Consider the following 14884-nt stretch of genomic DNA (forward strand, 5'->3'; position numbering starts at 1 on the left):
CGCCATGCCTCGTCTGTTGATCAGCGAAAACGCTGTCCACCCAGCCATCCGCCAGAAAATTGCAGACAACCATGCTGATGTGGTTCAGCAGGTTATTTCTGCCGTCCAGCAGCACCCCATTGTTGTCGTAGGAATGGCTGGCAATCCCATGGTCGGCAAAGCCCGCAAGTTGCTGGATGCTGTGGGGGTGCAGCATCGGTATTTGGAATTTGGCAGCTATTTTGCCCAATGGCGTCGCAGGAACGCTTTGAAAATGTGGTCAGGATGGCCCACATTTCCAATGGTGTTTGTCGGAGGTGTTTTGATCGGAGGGGCTGATGATTTGCGCCAACTTGTCGATTCAGGTGAGCTGAAAAACTTGTTGGGGAAATGAGCCAGATGTCCGCTGCAAGCCGACCAGAACAATGGCGCGCAGACAGTGCGGGTGATTCTGTGGTGGTTCTGGATATTCCTGCATCCCTGTCCCGTCACCGTGACTTCGACATCGACGTGACATTGGTGGTCAACGTCCCTGTGGACGCCATTCAAGCATGGCACGAGTTGAGTCTCGAGGTCGATGGGCGGAAACAGTGGTCACGCCGCATTGTCAGCAGCTGCTCAGGACAAACCGATGGGCTGGACTACCACTGTCGGATACACCTTCAAGCAGAGCGCGCCCTGCGGGTTCGCGCTTTGGCATTCACCCGTGGCGCATCCGTGTCATCTTTGTTCATCGAGGCCAAAGAAGAGACATGATCACAGGCCGTCATCACGGCCTGTGAGTGATTAGCCTACCTGTGCCGATGCTTTGGGGTTATCGCTTGTGTGCAATTCGATGTATCGGCCTGCCAAGAACGCGGTGAAGAAACCGTTGAACCAATCCATGTTGATGGGTTTGGACATGAAGATGGTTCCTTCTGGCAAACCGCCTCGGCCATCAATTTCCTCGGGGGTCAAAGCAGACAGAACCAAGGTCGTCATGCGATTGAACTGCGCGTTTTGGCGGAGTGTGCGCAGCAACTCGAAGCCGTCAACGCCTGGCATGTCCAGATCCGTGATCAGCACATCGGGCTTGATGCTGGAGATGTCGATCAATGCCTCCAAGCCCGAAGACATGGCGGTGCAGTCCACAGGCATGCTGGATCGGTTGCAGTAACCGCGCAGCATTTCACGTGTCACAGCATCGTCTTCCACCAGCAAAACACGAAGCCTGTTGTCGCGAGGCTCTGTTTGTATGGTCAGCATGTTGTGCTTGCGTTGGTATTCGCGGATCGAAGGCATCGAAATGCGACGGTGACCTCCTTGCGTTTTCCAGGCTTGCAGCTCGTTTTTTTCGACCAAGGTCTGGATGGTACCGACCGACAACCCGAGCAGTTTGGCTGCATAAGTGGTGCCGCAGTAATCTTCCGGGGTGTCAGGTGTGGTGTTTGTTTGCATAATGGATTCATTTTAGTAATAAAAATACAAAATTCAATCGACCCAAATCGTTAAAGATTGTTAAATTTTTACTTAAAAGATACAAATTTCCGGTTTGAGAGGGAGATTTCTTCGATTTGCAGACATTTTTGCCCCATGGCGCGGTACTGGTGCATGGTGAACCTCTCAAATTCATCATCGTCCAGAGAGGCCTCGCTGCGGTCCCGACGGTGACAAAGGCGTGTCTGTCTCCAGGACGGTGGGCGATTAACATGCAGCACAAACACTATTTCAGGAGACTGCTGATGTCCGCACATGCTGCTGTTTGGCCCGCGCGTTTGCCAGCCAAAATCACCCCGCCTGCGACCTCACTCTGGATGAACCTGGCCATCAGTGCGCTGCGTTATCCAGACAAAGCCGCTCTGGTGTTCATGGGGCGTGTGTGGACGTTTCAGGTCTTGATGGACAGCGCTGAGCAGATGGCTCGCCAGTTATCGGCCTTGGGGGTGCGTGCGGGCGACCGTGTGGTGCTCGACATGCAAAACTGCCCGCAATTGGTGATCACGCATTTCGCGATCCTGCGCCTGGATGCCGTGGTGGTGCCGGTCAACCCGATGAACCGGGCGGAAGAGTTGAAGCACTACATCACCGATCCGGACACCCGTGTCGCGGTCACCACGGCCGATCTGGCCCCCGAGTTGGCTCAGGCCAGTGATGCCTTGCCGCTCGCGCAGCGATTGCAGCACTTGGTCGTGACGCAATTCACCGATGCGTTCGATCCCGATGCCGTTGGACCCGAAGACATGCCCGATGCCTGGCGTGCCTGGTTGTTGCCCGTTCGTGCATTGCCCTCACTGCAGGGTGGCCAAGCACACGCCTGGGCAGATTTGATGGCCCTTGAATCCCCTAGCGAGTTACCTTCGGTCCAAGCGACACCCAGCGACTTGGCTGTGCTGCCTTACACCAGCGGCACCACCGGTCTGCCCAAAGGCTGCATGCACACCCACGGCACCATCATGCACAACGCCATGGCCAGCGGCCTGTGGGGCAATGGCACGCCCGAAAACGTGACGCTGTGTGTGGTGCCCATGTTCCACATTACCGGCATGGTGAGCGTGATGCACACCAGCATCTTGCTGGGGGCCAGCCTGGTAATCATGCCGCGCTGGGACCGCGATGTGGCCGGGCATTTGATTTCCAAATGGCGTGTCACGCACTGGACCAACATCCCGACCATGGTGATCGACTTGCTGGGCAGCCCGCACATGGACCGCTATGACCTGACGAGCCTTGCCTATATAGGCGGTGGCGGTGCGGCCATGCCCGAGGCCGTGGCCCAGCGTTTGTGGGACCAGTTCGGGCTGCGCTATGTCGAGGGCTATGGCCTGACCGAAACAGCCGCGCCTTCGCACACCAACCCGCCTGATGCGCCCAAGAAACAGTGTCTGGGGATTCCATTCATGAGTGTGTCATCGCACATCGTGGACCCTGAAACCTTGGCCGAGTTGTCCGCTGGCGAGTCGGGCGAGATCGTGATCAGCGGCCCGCAAGTGTTCAAAGGCTATTGGAAGCGCCCTGAGGCGACCGCTGCCGCATTCTTTGAGCGCGATGGCAAAAGCTTTTTCCGCTCGGGTGACATGGGCCGGGTCGATGAAGAGGGCTACTTCTTCATGACCGACCGCCTCAAACGCATGATCAACGCCAGCGGCTTCAAAGTTTGGCCGGCCGAGGTGGAGGCTTTGATGTTCCGCCACCCGGCGATTCAGGAGGCCTGCATCATCGCCACACGCGACGCTTACCGGGGCGAATCGGTCAAGGCGGTCGTGGTTTTGCGGCAAGACCACAAGGGCAAAGTGACTGAGCAAGACATCATCGACTGGTGCCGTGAGAACATGGCGGTTTACAAAATGCCCCGCGCCGTGAGTTTTGTCGATGCTTTGCCCAAAAGCGGCAGCGGCAAGGTGATGTGGCGGGCACTGCAAGAGGCCGAAATGGCCGCCTTGGACACCAAATCCCAACCCTAATGAGCCTGAAACTTTCCATCCTTGACCAATCGGCCGCCGCCGCCGGGCGCGGGCAAGACGAGACGATCCGCCAGACACTGGCGCTGGCCCAACAGGCCGAGGCTTGGGGCTACCACCGCTTTTGGGTGAGCGAGCACCACAGCCACCCGAGCATCGTGGGGTCGGCCCCCGAGGTGTTGATGGCCGCCATCGCCGCCCGCACCCAGCGCATCCGCATCGGCAGTGCGGGCGTGATGCTGCCGCACTATTCGGCGCTCAAGGTGGCTGAACAGTTTCGCGTGCTGGATGCGCTGGCACCCGGGCGCATCGACCTGGGTGTGGGCCGCGCGCCCGGCAGCGACGGGCGCACCGCGCAGCTGCTCAACCCGGACCGCAATGCCTCAGAGCGGTTCCCGCAGCAGGTGATGGAATTGCAAGCCTGGGTGAACGGGCAGAACCTGCCACCCAGCCACCCCGGGCACAACGTCTACGCCTACCCGCAGTCGGGCACCGCGCCCACGGTGTGGATGCTGGGCAGCTCGGACTACGGCGCCCAGCTGGCGGCGCACTTGGGGCTGCCGTATGCCTTTGCCTATTTCATCACCGACGGGCAGGGCGCTGACGAAGCGTTGCAGATTTACCGCGAAACCTTCCGCCCCAGCGCGGGCCTTTCCAAACCCTCCGCCGCTTTGTGCGTCTGGGCTTTGGCCGCCGACACCGACGAAGAGGCCCTGCGCCTGTTTGAAAGCCGCGCCCGCTGGAAGATGGACCGCAACCTGGGCCGCATTGGTGCGCTCTTGCCGCCCGAAGACGCGGCGCGCGATTACAGCCCGGCCGAGCAGTTCGCACTCGAGCGCCTGCGCGAGTCGGCCTTGATCGGTTCTGCCGCCACGGTGGGCCGAAAGCTGCGCCAATTGGCGGCGCGGCTGGAGGTCGATGAACTGGTGGTCATCACCTGGACGCATGACCCTGCAGCCCAAATGCGTTCTTACGAGCTGCTCGCCCAAGAATTTGCATTGACGGCAAACTTAGCGCTTTGATTTTTAACCCCAAGGATTTTTGACATGTTCACCACCGCGATCGCTGGCAGCTTGCCCAAACCCGCCTGGCTGGCCGAGACCGAAAAACTCTGGCCTCAGTGGACCACCCAAGGCCCCGAGCTTCAGCAAGCCAAGGCCGACGCCACGCTGTTGTGGATCAAGGCGCAGGAAGACGCTGGGCTGGATGTGATCGGCGACGGCGAGCAGGCGCGTCAGCACTTTGTGCACGGCTTTGTCGAGCAGGTCGAGGGCATCGACTTTGTGAACAAAGTCACCATGGGCATCCGCAACAACCGCTACGACGCGCAGGTGCCGCAAGTCATCGCACCGCTGCGCCTGAAAGGCCGTGTGCACGCCTTCGAGGCCCAGCTGGCCCGCGCCCACACCAAAAAGAAACTCAAATTCACCTTGCCCGGCCCGATGACGATCGTGGACACCGTGGCCGACCGCTTTTATGGCGACAAGGTCAAGATGGCCATGGCCTTTGCCGAGCTGCTTAACCAGGAAGCGCTGGCGTTGCAAGCTGACGGCGTGGACATCATCCAGTTCGACGAACCGGCCTTCAACGTTTACATGGACGAGGCTGCCGATTGGGGCGTCAAGGCGCTGGAGGTGGCTGCGCGCGGCCTGACCTGCACCACGGCGGTCCACATTTGCTATGGCTACGGCATTGAGGCCAACAACAAATGGAAAGAGACCCTGGGCCACGAGTGGCGCCAGTACGAAAAAGTGTTCCCGGCTTTGGCCAAGAGCAGCATCCAGCAAGTGAGCCTGGAGTGCATGCACTCGCATGTGCCGATGGAGATGATGAAGTTGCTGGAAGGCAAGGACGTGATGGTCGGCGTGATCGACGTGGCCAACCCGGCCATCGAAACGCCCGAAGAAATCGCTGACACCATTGGCCGCGCCTTGCAGTTCGTGCCCAAGAACCGCCTGATCGCCTGCACCAACTGCGGCCTTGCCCCCATGAGCCGTGCTGTGGCCGAGGCCAAACTCAAAGCCCTGGCCGAAGGGGCCAAGCTGGCCAGCCAGCGCTACGCCTGAGCTGAGACTTGGCTTATGCCTGACTTATGTATGAAGGGCCACGTCGTCGGGCAGGCTGAGCACGCCCGTGGCCGGGTCATAACCTGTTTTGCGCAAGTGCAGGGCCAGCGCGGCATCCATTGACTGGGCGTGGTTGGCAAACCACTGCCCCAGTTCATCGGCCATCTTCCGGATCAACGCCAAGTCACCCGATTCACCTGCGTTCAAACCCTCGCGCATCACTTGCAGCACCACCTTGTGCTGTGTGGTGTGGATGTGCGTGGATGAAAACCGGGTGGCGAGCATCCACTGGTCTTCTCGTTCAAAGACCGTGGCGGTGTGCGCAACCAAATCGCGCCAAAGCCCCAAAACCGTCGCGTCCGTTGCTTCGTGCGCCAAGTCCAGCTTGTCGACGAACGTTCGGTGCGCATCGTCCATGCCGGGCAAGTCCAGCGACAGGGCCTCTGTCCATTGCAGTCGGGTCATTTTTTCCTTGGCAAGCCTGATGGCTGGGTTGGGAACAGCTTAAGTTCCTGAGGCCTTGTGGGGCTTGATCCACGTCAGCTACCGGCTCGAAACAGGGCCACCGGATAGGCCTGTGCGCCAACGGTTCCCACAGGGCGTTATGCTTGCGTTCTTTGCCTGATTTCTCGGACGTTTTCATGCCCCAACAAACGCTGCAGCCCCCTTTGACCGCCCCCGATCAGCTCAACGCCACCTTGGCAACCCAAGGGTTTGCGGTGCTCGGGGCGGCCAGTGTTTGCGCTTTGGCAGGTGTCCAGATCGAGGCCTTGCAAGCACTGGAGGCCAGCTGGAGCGATTTGCCGCCCGACCAATACCTCAAAGACGGTGGGCGCTACCGTCGTCGCCGCCACGCCAGTTTTGAGGTCACAGCCGACAAGACTGTGGGCATGCCGCACCGCGCGCATTGGCAGCCCGTGTCGTACAACGCCTTGCATGGCGGGATGCAGCGCTGGTTTGACCCCATGGCCGCCGAGGTGGTGCAACAAGCGGCCTGGCCAGCTCTACTGCAATGGCTGGCCCGTGTGGCCTCTGCCGCGCAGGGCGATCAGACCTGGTTCACCGAGGCACACCAGTTTCGTATCGACACCACCGACGGCATTGGCCGCCCCACACCCGAGGGCGCGCACCGTGATGGCGTGAACTGGGTGGCGGTGTTTTTGGTGGGCCGCCACGGCATCAAAGGCGGCGAAACCCGGGTGTTTGACATGGACAGCCCGCGTGGCCAGCGCTTCACATTGACTGAGCCTTGGTCATTGCTGCTGCTGGACGACAGCCGGGTGATTCACGAAACCACGCCCATTCAGCCCGAGCAAGAAGGCGGTTGGCGCGACACCTTGGTCATCACCTTGCGTGCAGGCAGTTTTCTGGACGACCCGGAGCCGGGTCAGCTAACCCCGCCCTGAGCCGCCTAGGGGCGGATGGGGGCGGTTGGGGTCAGTCGCGGAAGTTGTCGAACGACAGCGGCAGCTCGGTCATGTCCTTGCGCAGCAGGGCCATGGCGGCCTGCAGGTCATCGCGCTTGGTGCCGGTCACGCGCACCGCATCGCCCTGGATGGACGCCTGCACCTTGATCTTGCTGTCTTTGATCAGGCGGGTGATCTTCTTGGCGTCTTCGGTCTCAATGCCGTTTTTCACCTTGATGACCTGTTTGACCTTGTCGCCGCCGATTTTCTCGACTTTGCCAATGTCCAGAAAGCGCACATCCACGTTGCGCTTGGTCAGCTTGTTGCGCAAGATGTCTTCGACTTGGGTGAGCTGAAACTCGGCATCGCCGAACATCGTGATCTCTTTGTCCTTGAGTTCGATGTTGGCAGACGTGCCTTTGAAGTCAAAGCGGGTGCCGATTTCTTTGGCAGAAGTGTCAACGGCGTTGCGCACTTCGACCATATTGGGTTCGCAAACGGTATCAAACGAGGGCATAGCAGAAAAAATCCGAGGTTGAGAATGCGACAATTCTCCCATGAACCTGGAGAAAAATGTCCCCCTGCAGCCGTACAACACGTTCGGCATCGCCGCCAAGGCCCAGGCTTTGGTGCGGGTACGCTCCGAAGCCGACCTGTTGGCCGTGCTGGCCGACCCCCAACTGGCCACCTTGCCCCGCCAAGTGCTGGGCGGCGGCAGCAACATTGTTTTGACGGGCGACGTCAAGGCGCTGGTGCTCAAGGTCGAGGTGCCCGGCTTGCGCCTCGCATCCGAGACCGACAAACACTGGATCGTTGAAGCCGGCGCTGGCGTGGATTGGCACGACCTGGTGGCCTGGTCACTCGACCACGGCTACCCGGGCCTCGAAAACATGGCCCTGATCCCTGGCACCGTGGGCGCATCGCCCGTGCAAAACATTGGGGCCTATGGGGTGGAGCTGCAAGACCGCTTTGACTCGCTCGACGCCATGGACATGTTCACGGGCGAGCTGTTCAGCCTGAATGCGGCGCAGTGCGGCTTCAGCTACCGCGACTCGGTGTTCAAACACGCCTCAGTTGGCTCTGGCGGCCCGGATGGCCTGGGCCTGGCGGGCCGAGCCGTCATCCTGCGCGTGCGCTTTGCGTTGGCCAAACGCTGGAAACCCGAGCTGGGTTATCTGGACTTGGAGCGCAAGATGGCCGAAACTGGCATCCACAACCCCGATGCCCGCCAGATTTTTGACTGGGTGGTGGCGATCCGCCGCGCCAAGCTGCCCGACCCGCAGGTCATCGGCAACGCGGGCAGCTTCTTCAAGAACCCCACCGTCACCCCCGAGCAATGCGCCGACATCATCGCCCGCGACCCGAAAGTGGTGCACTACCCCATGCCCGACGGCACCATCAAGCTGGCAGCGGGTTGGCTGATCGACGCCTGCGGCTGGAAAGGCAAGACCGTGGGTCACGCCGGGGTCTATGAAAAACAGGCGTTGGTGCTGGTCAATCGGGGTGGGCGCGAGAACCCTTGCACCGGGGGCGAGGTGATGACGCTGGCCAAGGCGATCCAGACCAGTGTGTATGAGCGGTTCGGGATTCGGCTGGAGCCGGAGCCTGTCGTCATTTGATGCTTTTCGTGGTGGTTTGCCGCGTCGGGTTTGGGCCTGAGCGGTCGGCCTCATAACTCGCTTCGCTCGCCAAATCGGCCGATCCGCTCAGGCCCCAACCCGGCGCTATGTCCCGTTTTTCATGCAGAAGAGTTGATCAAGATTGCCGATGCATTAATTCCGGAAGGGCTAGGCCGGATTAGTCGATCAGTTTGGGTGTAGCCCTTGCGAGTTAGACTTGCTTCGAATTAATGGAATTTGTCGAAGATGCATCGTCAAATTTATGGGGCGCAGGTTGATTTGACTGTTTGTGCAGAACAGCTAATTTAGAAAGGGTAGTCGAAATGTTGATCATAGAAATTGCGCTTGGCTTAGTGCTGGGTGCAATCATTCTGGCTAACCTTGATTCCATTTTTGGGATCATTTTTGCGCTCCTTGGGCTGGCTATCTTGGCTGCATTGGCCGCAGGAGCGGGCTCATGGTTGTTAGATCATCCTCAAGATGCAGCACTGCTGGGGGTGATAGCCTTTTTTATCATCGCGTTCGTTTATTGGCAAAACTGGATGCAGTGGCTTCACCATAGAGCATTTGCTTTTGGTAAGGTTTGTCGAAAATTGGTGAAAAAGATTCAAGTCCATGGAATTCTGAAAGTGTTGTTTTCCACCTCCGCTGAGCGTGAGAAATCCCGAAGGAAAGAGATGGGCTACGACGAATGAGGTCGGACGTAGTGCCAAGGTGGAAAATCCCAATCCATCTGATCCATCAACTGACCCGTCCTAAATTAGGTTGACACCTGGGACGGTGATTCAAGCCGACGAATGTCGGCCAAAGACGCCCGATGCACCGCATCGGGCGTTTGCATTTTCAGCGATAAATGAGGGCGCTCGTCGTTATAGATCTGCACTGACTCTCGCACCATCCGCCGCGCTTGCTCCAAATCAGCGGGGCGCTGCAACAGCAACTCGCCTTTGAGGATGCCGTTGACCCGCTCTGCCAGCGCATTTTGGTAACAGTCGTAGCCATCGGTCATCGAGCACAGCAGGCCGTGGCGCTGATGAATGGCTTGGTAATAGTTCGAGCAGTACTGGATGCCCCGATCCGAGTGATGCACCAAGCGTTGATCACTTTGACGTGTGCGCAAGGCCATTTTCAAGGCTTGTGCTACCGGCTCGGTTTGCAAGCTGTCGTGCACATGCCAGCCCACGATCTTGCGCGAGTAGGCATCAGTGACCAAGCTCAGGTAGACAAATTTGTCGTTCGTGGGCAAGTAGGTGATATCGGCCACCCATACTTGCTCGCTGGCTGTAGCGCACAGTTGCTGCGCCCCCGCCTTGAGCAAGTTCGGATGGCGACGAAACCGGTGATGGCTGTCTGTGGTCTTGTGATACGCCCGTCGCTGCGGCACCAGCATGCCAGCGTTGCGCAGCACATCAAACATCGCATCGCGCCCCAGTTCAATGCCAGCACGCTGCAGTGACTCGTGCAACACATGGTGCAGCTTGCGTGTGCCCAACCGAGGCTGTCGCACACGCCAATCTCGCACCAACTTCACCACCGCCTGGCTTCGACTCTCAAGCTGGGCATGACGCCGCTGGCCCTGATAGTAAGCTTGGCGACTCACCCCCATATGGCGGCAAGCCCTCTTCACACTCAACCCTTGGACGAGTTGCTGCGAGAGGACTTGCCCAAAGGCTTTTTTACGACGCGCACCCCATAGTCCTTCTTCAGGACGTCCAGTACAGCCTCGAACAACTGGGCCTTCTCGTTGGCCTCTTTCAGTTGAACTTGCAAGGCCTTGATCTGTTGCTCGGGTGTCAGAGATGTGGGTGTTTTGTCTCGGGGCATGGCTGCCGATGATGCCTGAATGCCCCAGCTTTGGCGTCCATGCTTGCGCATCCACACCAGCACCGTCGAGCGTCCTTGGATCCCATACCGTTGCTGCGCTTGTGTGTAGGTCAGCTCGCCTTTTTCTACTTGCTCGACCACAGCCAGTTTAAAAGCCAGCGTGTAGTCTTTCTGAGTTCTCTTGATGCCTGATTCCATTTGACTTGCCTTTTCTTTCAAGAAAAGGTGTCAACCTCTGGCAGGACGGGTCAAACTCAACAAAAAAGCGACCCTGAGGTCGCTTTTTTGAAGGTCAAGAGGCCATCACTTCTTGCCGCTGCCATCCAGCTTGTAGATGTGCGGGCCTTCGCCCACAGACAACAAACCAGCGTGCGCATAAATGCCCAGCTTGGCGCGGGTGTCCACGATGTCGAGGTTGCGCATGGTCAGCTGGCCGATGCGGTCGAGCGGGCTGAACGGGGCGTCTTCCACCTTTTCCATGCTCAGGCGCTCGGGCGCGTAAGTCAGGTTGGGGCTGTCGGTGTTCAGGATGCTGTAGTCGTTGCCACGGCGCAGTTCCAGCGTCACGGTGCCGGTCACGGCGCGGGCCACCCAGCGCTGGGCGGTTTCGCGCAGCATGATGGATTGCGGATCGAACCAGCGGCCTTGGTACAGCAAACGACCCAGGCGCAGGCCATTGATGCGGTACTGCTCGATGGTGTCTTCGTTGTGGATGCCGGTCACCAGGCGCTCGTAGGCGATGTGCAACAGCGCCATGCCAGGGGCTTCGTAGATGCCGCGGCTCTTGGCTTCGATGATGCGGTTTTCGATCTGGTCGCTCATGCCCAGGCCGTGGCGGCCCCCGATTTCGTTGGCCTTGAGGAACAACTCGACCGGGTCGGGGTATTCCACGCCGTTCAGGGCCACGGGCATGCCTTCTTCAAAGCGCACGCTCACTTCTTCGGCCTTGACGTCCACTTCGGGCTTCCAGAACGCCACGCCCATGATGGGGTTGACGATCTTCATGCCGCTTTGCAGGCTTTCCAGGTCTTTGGCTTCGTGGGTCGCGCCCAGCATGTTGCTGTCTGTGGAGTAGGCCTTTTCGGCGCTCATCTTGTAGCCAAAGCCGTTGGCGGTCATGAAGGCGCTCATTTCGGCGCGCCCACCCAGCTCGTCGATGAACAGCTGGTCGAGCCAGGGCTTGTAGATTTTCAGGCTGGGGTTGGTCAGCAAACCGTAGCGGTAAAAGCGCTCGATGTCGTTGCCCTTAAAGGTGCTGCCGTCGCCCCAGATGTTGACGTCGTCTTCCTTCATGGCGGCCACAAGCATGGTGCCGGTCACGGCGCGGCCCAGCGGGGTGGTGTTGAAGTAGGTGATGCCACCGGTGCTGATGTGGAAGGCACCGCACTGGATGGCGGCAATGCCTTCGTGCGCCAGCTGGGTGCGGCAGTCGACCAGACGGGCTTTTTCTGCGCCGTATTCCATCGCCTTGCGGGGAATCTCGTTGTAGTCGGCTTCGTCAGGCTGGCCCAGGTTGGCGGTGTAGGCGTAGGGCAGGGCACCCTTTTGCTTCATCCACAGCAGGGCGGCGGAGGTGTCCAGGCCGCCCGAAAAGGCGATACCGACTTTTTGCCCTTTGGGCAGGTTTTGCAGGATGGTGCTCATGTGGGGTTCAACCGAAGTGGCAGATGTAGTGGTAGGGCTCGGTCACGCGGATCTCGAACTTGGAGTTGCCGGGTACGCTGAACTCTTCGCCAGCGCTGGACTTGACCCATTCGCTGCTGCCGTCGAGTTTGTATTCGCAATAACCTGCCACGCACTCCATGATTTCAGGCGCGCCGGTGTTGAAGGTCAGGGTGGCGGGCAGGATCACGCCGACCGACAGCTTGGTGCCGTCGGCCAGGGTCAGGCCGTGGCTGACACATTTGCCGTCAAAGTAAACATTGGCTTGGGTGTTGACGGAGACGCCGTCGATTTTTTCGGTGGTCATGGGTGGTGCTTCCTGGGGCGGGCAGGGCCCGCGTCTATGGAAAAGGGCGTCTTGAGACGCCCTTTGTGTCAAATCAAGCCCGCATTTTAGGCCAGACGGCCCGCTGGTCCCGAGACCGGCGATGCGGCACTTCAGCGCCAGTGACCGTGGCCGTGGCCGTTGCGGTAACCGTAGCCACTGCTCCAGCCCCAGCCCAAGTTGACGTTGGTGTAAACCGGTGGATAGCTGCGGTAAACCGGGGTGGGCACATAGACCACGCGGGATTCGCTGACCACGGTGGCAGGGGGCACGGCACTCACGATGGTGCCCGTGGGGGCTTCAGAGCGTGGGGCGCTCATGGGCGTGACTTGCAGCGGGATGGTGGGGCCTGGGTCTTGGGGCAATTGCACGTTGTATTGCTTGCCAGCGTATTCATAGACCACGTTGTAGCCAATCAGGCGGTTTTCGTAGACCGTTTGCGTGGTGCAGGTGGTTTGGGGTGACTGCGGGTTGCCTTGTCCCTCGACTTTGTTGCCCAACACGGCGCCACCGATCACCCCGGCCATGGTGGCGATGCCTTGGCTGTCGCGGCCACCCAATTGGCTGCCGATCAAGCCTCCGGCGATGGCCCCAATGATGGCGCCGCCCCCTGATGTTTGTGAGGGGGGCTGGGGTGCGGTTTGGGTGCATGTCTGACGAGGCACGGCCACTTGTTGGTAAACGGCGGTGCGCGAGATCACTTGCCCCACTTCTTGCGCTTGTGCCCAAACGGCTGTGAAGCACAACAAACTGGAAATGGCGAATGTTTTCATGGCTTTCGGAGGGTAAGGTGAGCTGGGTTGCAGTTTATGCCGGGGAATCTGCCGGTGTGCGCTTGCTTGGGTAAAGTTTTGTGACAGGCCGTTGCCACTACCCGTTCAGGCGGGCCATTGCGTTGGCGTGAAACCCACGGTGATTTGGCCCGAGGGCCAAGCGATGACGGGCCGCTTGATGGTGCTGGCGTGTTCGAGCATGACTTTTTTGGCGCTGTCGCTGTCGGTCACGCTGGCTTGCACGGCGGCGTCCAGCTTGCGCCAGGTGGTACCTTTGCGGTTGAGTAGGGTTTCCCAGCCCACAGCGGCCAGCCAGATGTCGACTTCGGCCGATGGCACGCCTTGCTTTTTGAAGTCATGGAAAGTGGAATCCAGTCCGTGGTCAGCCAGCCAGGTGCGGGCTTTTTTGACGGTGTCGCAATTGGGAATGCCGTAAACAATGGGGTGCATGGGGTTTGCTGAAGGTGAAGGGGACAAGACTGGGCGACAATCGCCGCCTATGAAGACTCTACAGGAATGGCTCGACTGGTGCGAGCAGCTACACCCCGTGGCCATTGACATGGGGCTGGACCGTGTCAAAACCGTGGCCGACCGCATGGATTTGCGGTTTGACTGCCCGGTGATCACCGTGGCGGGCACCAATGGCAAGGGCTCGACCTGTGCCATGCTGGAGGCGGTGTTGCTGCAGGCGGGTTACCGCACGGGCGTCTACACCTCGCCGCACCTGGTCCATTTTGAAGAGCGCTGCCGCTTGCATGGTGACTCGGCCTCGGCCGAGGCGTTTGCCGAGGCTTTTGCGGCGGTCGAGGCCGCGCGCGGTGACGTCAGCCTGACCTACTTTGAGTTCAGCACCTTGGCCATCCTGCATTTGATGGCCCGCGCCAACCTGGATGTGGCCATTCTGGAAGTGGGCTTGGGCGGGCGTCTGGACGCCGTCAACATCATCGACGCCGATTGCGCCGTGATCACCAGCATCGACATCGACCACACCGCCATTTTGGGCAAAGACCGTGAAAGCATTGGCCTGGAGAAGGCGGGCATCATGCGCAGCGGGCGTCCGGTGATCGTGAGTGACCCCGTGCCACCGCAAAGCGTGATCGACCATGCGGCCGCCATCGGGGCTGAATTGTGGCAATTTGGCACGGATTTCAATTTCTCGGGCGACAAGCTGCAATGGGCTTGGGCAGGGCGCGGCCGCCGTTACAGCGGCATGGCTTACCCGGCCTTGCGCGGCGCGAACCAGCTGATCAACGCGTCGGGCGTGTTGGCGGCGCTGGATGCCTTGCGCCAGCGCATCCCCGTGACAGCCCAGGCGGTGCGCAACGGGCTGGCCATGGTGGAGTTGCCCGGGCGCTTTCAGATCGTGCCGGGTCAGCCTGTGCTGGTGCTGGATGTGGCGCACAACCCGCACTCGGTGGCGGCCTTGGCGGTCAATCTGGATGCGATGGGGTTTTACCCGACCACCCATGCGGTGCTGGGGGCCATGGCCGACAAAGACCTTTTGCCCATGTTGCAGCGCGTCAACCCGATGGTGGACAAGTGGTATTTCACCGATTTGCCCTTGCCCCGGGCCGCCAAAGCGGCCGATTTGCAGCAGGCCTGGCAAGCCCAAAACACCCGCACCGACGCCCAATCCAGTGTCCACGCCGACCCCATGTCGGCCCTCCAGGCGGCCATCGATGCCGCAGACCCGGCTGATAGAATCGTCGTCTTTGGCTCCTTCTATACCGTGGGTGGTGTTTTGAAAGACGGCATCCCGCGTCTGCAAGCCAAACACCTCACCCCGTGAGCAC

The 14884-nt window shown here is 59.8% G+C and carries 17 protein-coding genes; 9 read left to right on the forward strand and 8 right to left on the reverse strand.

Annotated features, from left to right (window positions below; all coding sequences use genetic code 11):
- Positions 1-4: 4 nt before the first annotated feature.
- Positions 5-373, forward strand: a complete 369-nt coding sequence (locus tag ACZ5VE_RS03655) for a glutaredoxin domain-containing protein (RefSeq protein WP_464456711.1) — start codon at positions 5-7, stop codon at positions 371-373.
- Entirely contained in the window at positions 370-735 is a 366-nt protein-coding gene (locus ACZ5VE_RS03660) for a hypothetical protein (RefSeq protein WP_464456712.1), read from the forward strand. The genes ACZ5VE_RS03655 and ACZ5VE_RS03660 overlap by 4 nt, the downstream gene beginning before the upstream one ends.
- Positions 736-765: 30 nt before the next feature.
- Here ACZ5VE_RS03660 and ACZ5VE_RS03665 read toward each other — a convergent pair whose 3' ends face one another.
- Positions 766-1416 carry a response regulator gene (locus ACZ5VE_RS03665; RefSeq protein ID WP_464456713.1) on the reverse strand — a complete coding sequence of 217 codons (651 nt, stop codon included), beginning with the start codon at positions 1414-1416 and terminating at the stop codon, positions 766-768.
- Positions 1417-1700: 284 nt separating this feature from the next.
- Between ACZ5VE_RS03665 and ACZ5VE_RS03670 the strand changes: the two genes are divergently transcribed.
- Genes ACZ5VE_RS03670 through ACZ5VE_RS03680 form a run of 3 tightly spaced genes read left to right on the forward strand, consistent with a single transcriptional unit; the run spans position 1701 to position 5482 of the window.
- Positions 1701-3419 carry a long-chain fatty acid--CoA ligase gene (locus ACZ5VE_RS03670; RefSeq protein WP_464456714.1) on the forward strand — a complete coding sequence of 573 codons (1719 nt, stop codon included), beginning with the start codon at positions 1701-1703 and terminating at the stop codon, positions 3417-3419.
- The gene (locus tag ACZ5VE_RS03675) at positions 3419-4438 is read left to right on the forward strand and encodes an LLM class flavin-dependent oxidoreductase (RefSeq protein WP_464456715.1); all 1020 of its coding nucleotides are present in this window, start codon (positions 3419-3421) and stop codon (positions 4436-4438) included. The genes ACZ5VE_RS03670 and ACZ5VE_RS03675 overlap by 1 nt, the downstream gene beginning before the upstream one ends.
- Before the next feature lie 24 nt (positions 4439-4462).
- Positions 4463-5482, forward strand: a complete 1020-nt coding sequence (locus ACZ5VE_RS03680) for a methionine synthase (RefSeq protein ID WP_416560614.1) — start codon at positions 4463-4465, stop codon at positions 5480-5482.
- Between the two features lie 24 nt (positions 5483-5506).
- Here ACZ5VE_RS03680 and ACZ5VE_RS03685 read toward each other — a convergent pair whose 3' ends face one another.
- Positions 5507-5947, reverse strand: coding sequence for a hemerythrin domain-containing protein (locus tag ACZ5VE_RS03685; protein ID WP_464456716.1), 441 nt, complete (start codon positions 5945-5947; stop codon positions 5507-5509).
- 176 nt (positions 5948-6123) lie between these two features.
- On the opposite strand from ACZ5VE_RS03685, the gene ACZ5VE_RS03690 reads away from it, so the two are divergent.
- On the forward strand, positions 6124-6888 hold the full coding sequence (locus ACZ5VE_RS03690; RefSeq protein WP_464456717.1) for a 2OG-Fe dioxygenase family protein: 765 nt from the start codon (positions 6124-6126) through the stop codon (positions 6886-6888).
- A 31-nt stretch (positions 6889-6919) separates the two neighbouring features.
- On the opposite strand, the gene ACZ5VE_RS03695 is transcribed toward ACZ5VE_RS03690, so the two are convergent.
- Positions 6920-7405 (reverse strand): YajQ family cyclic di-GMP-binding protein, encoded by a 486-nt coding sequence (locus tag ACZ5VE_RS03695; RefSeq protein WP_464456718.1) that lies wholly within the window; start codon positions 7403-7405, stop codon positions 6920-6922.
- Between the two features lie 40 nt (positions 7406-7445).
- Between ACZ5VE_RS03695 and murB the strand changes: the two genes are divergently transcribed.
- The gene (gene murB / locus ACZ5VE_RS03700) at positions 7446-8507 is read left to right on the forward strand and encodes a UDP-N-acetylmuramate dehydrogenase (protein ID WP_464456719.1); all 1062 of its coding nucleotides are present in this window, start codon (positions 7446-7448) and stop codon (positions 8505-8507) included.
- A gap of 323 nt (positions 8508-8830) precedes the next feature.
- Positions 8831-9202, forward strand: coding sequence for a hypothetical protein (locus tag ACZ5VE_RS03705; protein WP_464456720.1), 372 nt, complete (start codon positions 8831-8833; stop codon positions 9200-9202).
- Between the two features lie 65 nt (positions 9203-9267).
- Here ACZ5VE_RS03705 and ACZ5VE_RS03710 read toward each other — a convergent pair.
- From ACZ5VE_RS03710 to ACZ5VE_RS03730, 5 genes are all read right to left on the reverse strand, one after another.
- Positions 9268-10529, reverse strand: a protein-coding gene (locus ACZ5VE_RS03710; protein ID WP_464454783.1) for an IS3 family transposase whose coding sequence is annotated in 2 segments (ribosomal slippage) — positions 9268-10172 and positions 10172-10529 — 1263 coding nt in all. Because the reading frame shifts where the segments join, the coding sequence is not laid out codon by codon here.
- Between the two features lie 105 nt (positions 10530-10634).
- A complete protein-coding gene (gene argG / locus ACZ5VE_RS03715) occupies positions 10635-11975 on the reverse strand; it encodes an argininosuccinate synthase (RefSeq protein WP_464456721.1) in 1341 nt (446 codons plus the stop codon).
- Positions 11976-11982: 7 nt separating this feature from the next.
- Entirely contained in the window at positions 11983-12300 is a 318-nt protein-coding gene (gene ppnP, locus ACZ5VE_RS03720) for a pyrimidine/purine nucleoside phosphorylase (RefSeq protein WP_464456722.1), read from the reverse strand.
- Positions 12301-12431: 131 nt separating this feature from the next.
- Complete coding sequence (locus ACZ5VE_RS03725) at positions 12432-13091, reverse strand: glycine zipper 2TM domain-containing protein (protein ID WP_464456723.1); 660 nt, start codon at positions 13089-13091, stop codon at positions 12432-12434.
- Positions 13092-13196: 105 nt separating this feature from the next.
- Positions 13197-13541: an arsenate reductase gene (locus tag ACZ5VE_RS03730; RefSeq protein ID WP_464456724.1), complete on the reverse strand. Its 345-nt coding sequence runs from the start codon at positions 13539-13541 to the stop codon at positions 13197-13199.
- A 49-nt stretch (positions 13542-13590) separates the two neighbouring features.
- Between ACZ5VE_RS03730 and folC the strand changes: the two genes are divergently transcribed.
- Positions 13591-14880 carry a bifunctional tetrahydrofolate synthase/dihydrofolate synthase gene (gene folC, locus ACZ5VE_RS03735; RefSeq protein WP_464456725.1) on the forward strand — a complete coding sequence of 430 codons (1290 nt, stop codon included), beginning with the start codon at positions 13591-13593 and terminating at the stop codon, positions 14878-14880.
- Positions 14881-14884: the final 4 nt, after the last annotated feature.

Source organism: Limnohabitans sp. INBF003 (assembly GCF_055396645.1).

Excerpts from the sequence above, each read along its gene's own strand:
- argG (WP_464456721.1), bottom strand. The coding sequence starts at position 11,975 with ATGAGCACCATCCTGCAAAACCTGCCCAAAGGGCAAAAAGTCGGTATC.
- ACZ5VE_RS03685 (WP_464456716.1), bottom strand. The coding sequence starts at position 5,947 with ATGACCCGACTGCAATGGACAGAGGCCCTGTCGCTGGACTTGCCCGGC.
- ACZ5VE_RS03705 (WP_464456720.1), top strand. The coding sequence starts at position 8,831 with ATGTTGATCATAGAAATTGCGCTTGGCTTAGTGCTGGGTGCAATCATT.
- folC (WP_464456725.1), top strand. The coding sequence starts at position 13,591 with ATGAAGACTCTACAGGAATGGCTCGACTGGTGCGAGCAGCTACACCCC.
- ACZ5VE_RS03670 (WP_464456714.1), top strand. The coding sequence starts at position 1,701 with ATGTCCGCACATGCTGCTGTTTGGCCCGCGCGTTTGCCAGCCAAAATC.
- ACZ5VE_RS03655 (WP_464456711.1), top strand. The coding sequence starts at position 5 with ATGCCTCGTCTGTTGATCAGCGAAAACGCTGTCCACCCAGCCATCCGC.
- ACZ5VE_RS03690 (WP_464456717.1), top strand. The coding sequence starts at position 6,124 with ATGCCCCAACAAACGCTGCAGCCCCCTTTGACCGCCCCCGATCAGCTC.
- ACZ5VE_RS03665 (WP_464456713.1), bottom strand. The coding sequence starts at position 1,416 with ATGCAAACAAACACCACACCTGACACCCCGGAAGATTACTGCGGCACC.
- ACZ5VE_RS03675 (WP_464456715.1), top strand. The coding sequence starts at position 3,419 with ATGAGCCTGAAACTTTCCATCCTTGACCAATCGGCCGCCGCCGCCGGG.
- ACZ5VE_RS03725 (WP_464456723.1), bottom strand. The coding sequence starts at position 13,091 with ATGAAAACATTCGCCATTTCCAGTTTGTTGTGCTTCACAGCCGTTTGG.
- ACZ5VE_RS03730 (WP_464456724.1), bottom strand. The coding sequence starts at position 13,541 with ATGCACCCCATTGTTTACGGCATTCCCAATTGCGACACCGTCAAAAAA.
- ACZ5VE_RS03660 (WP_464456712.1), top strand. The coding sequence starts at position 370 with ATGAGCCAGATGTCCGCTGCAAGCCGACCAGAACAATGGCGCGCAGAC.
- murB (WP_464456719.1), top strand. The coding sequence starts at position 7,446 with ATGAACCTGGAGAAAAATGTCCCCCTGCAGCCGTACAACACGTTCGGC.
- ACZ5VE_RS03695 (WP_464456718.1), bottom strand. The coding sequence starts at position 7,405 with ATGCCCTCGTTTGATACCGTTTGCGAACCCAATATGGTCGAAGTGCGC.
- ppnP (WP_464456722.1), bottom strand. The coding sequence starts at position 12,300 with ATGACCACCGAAAAAATCGACGGCGTCTCCGTCAACACCCAAGCCAAT.
- ACZ5VE_RS03680 (WP_416560614.1), top strand. The coding sequence starts at position 4,463 with ATGTTCACCACCGCGATCGCTGGCAGCTTGCCCAAACCCGCCTGGCTG.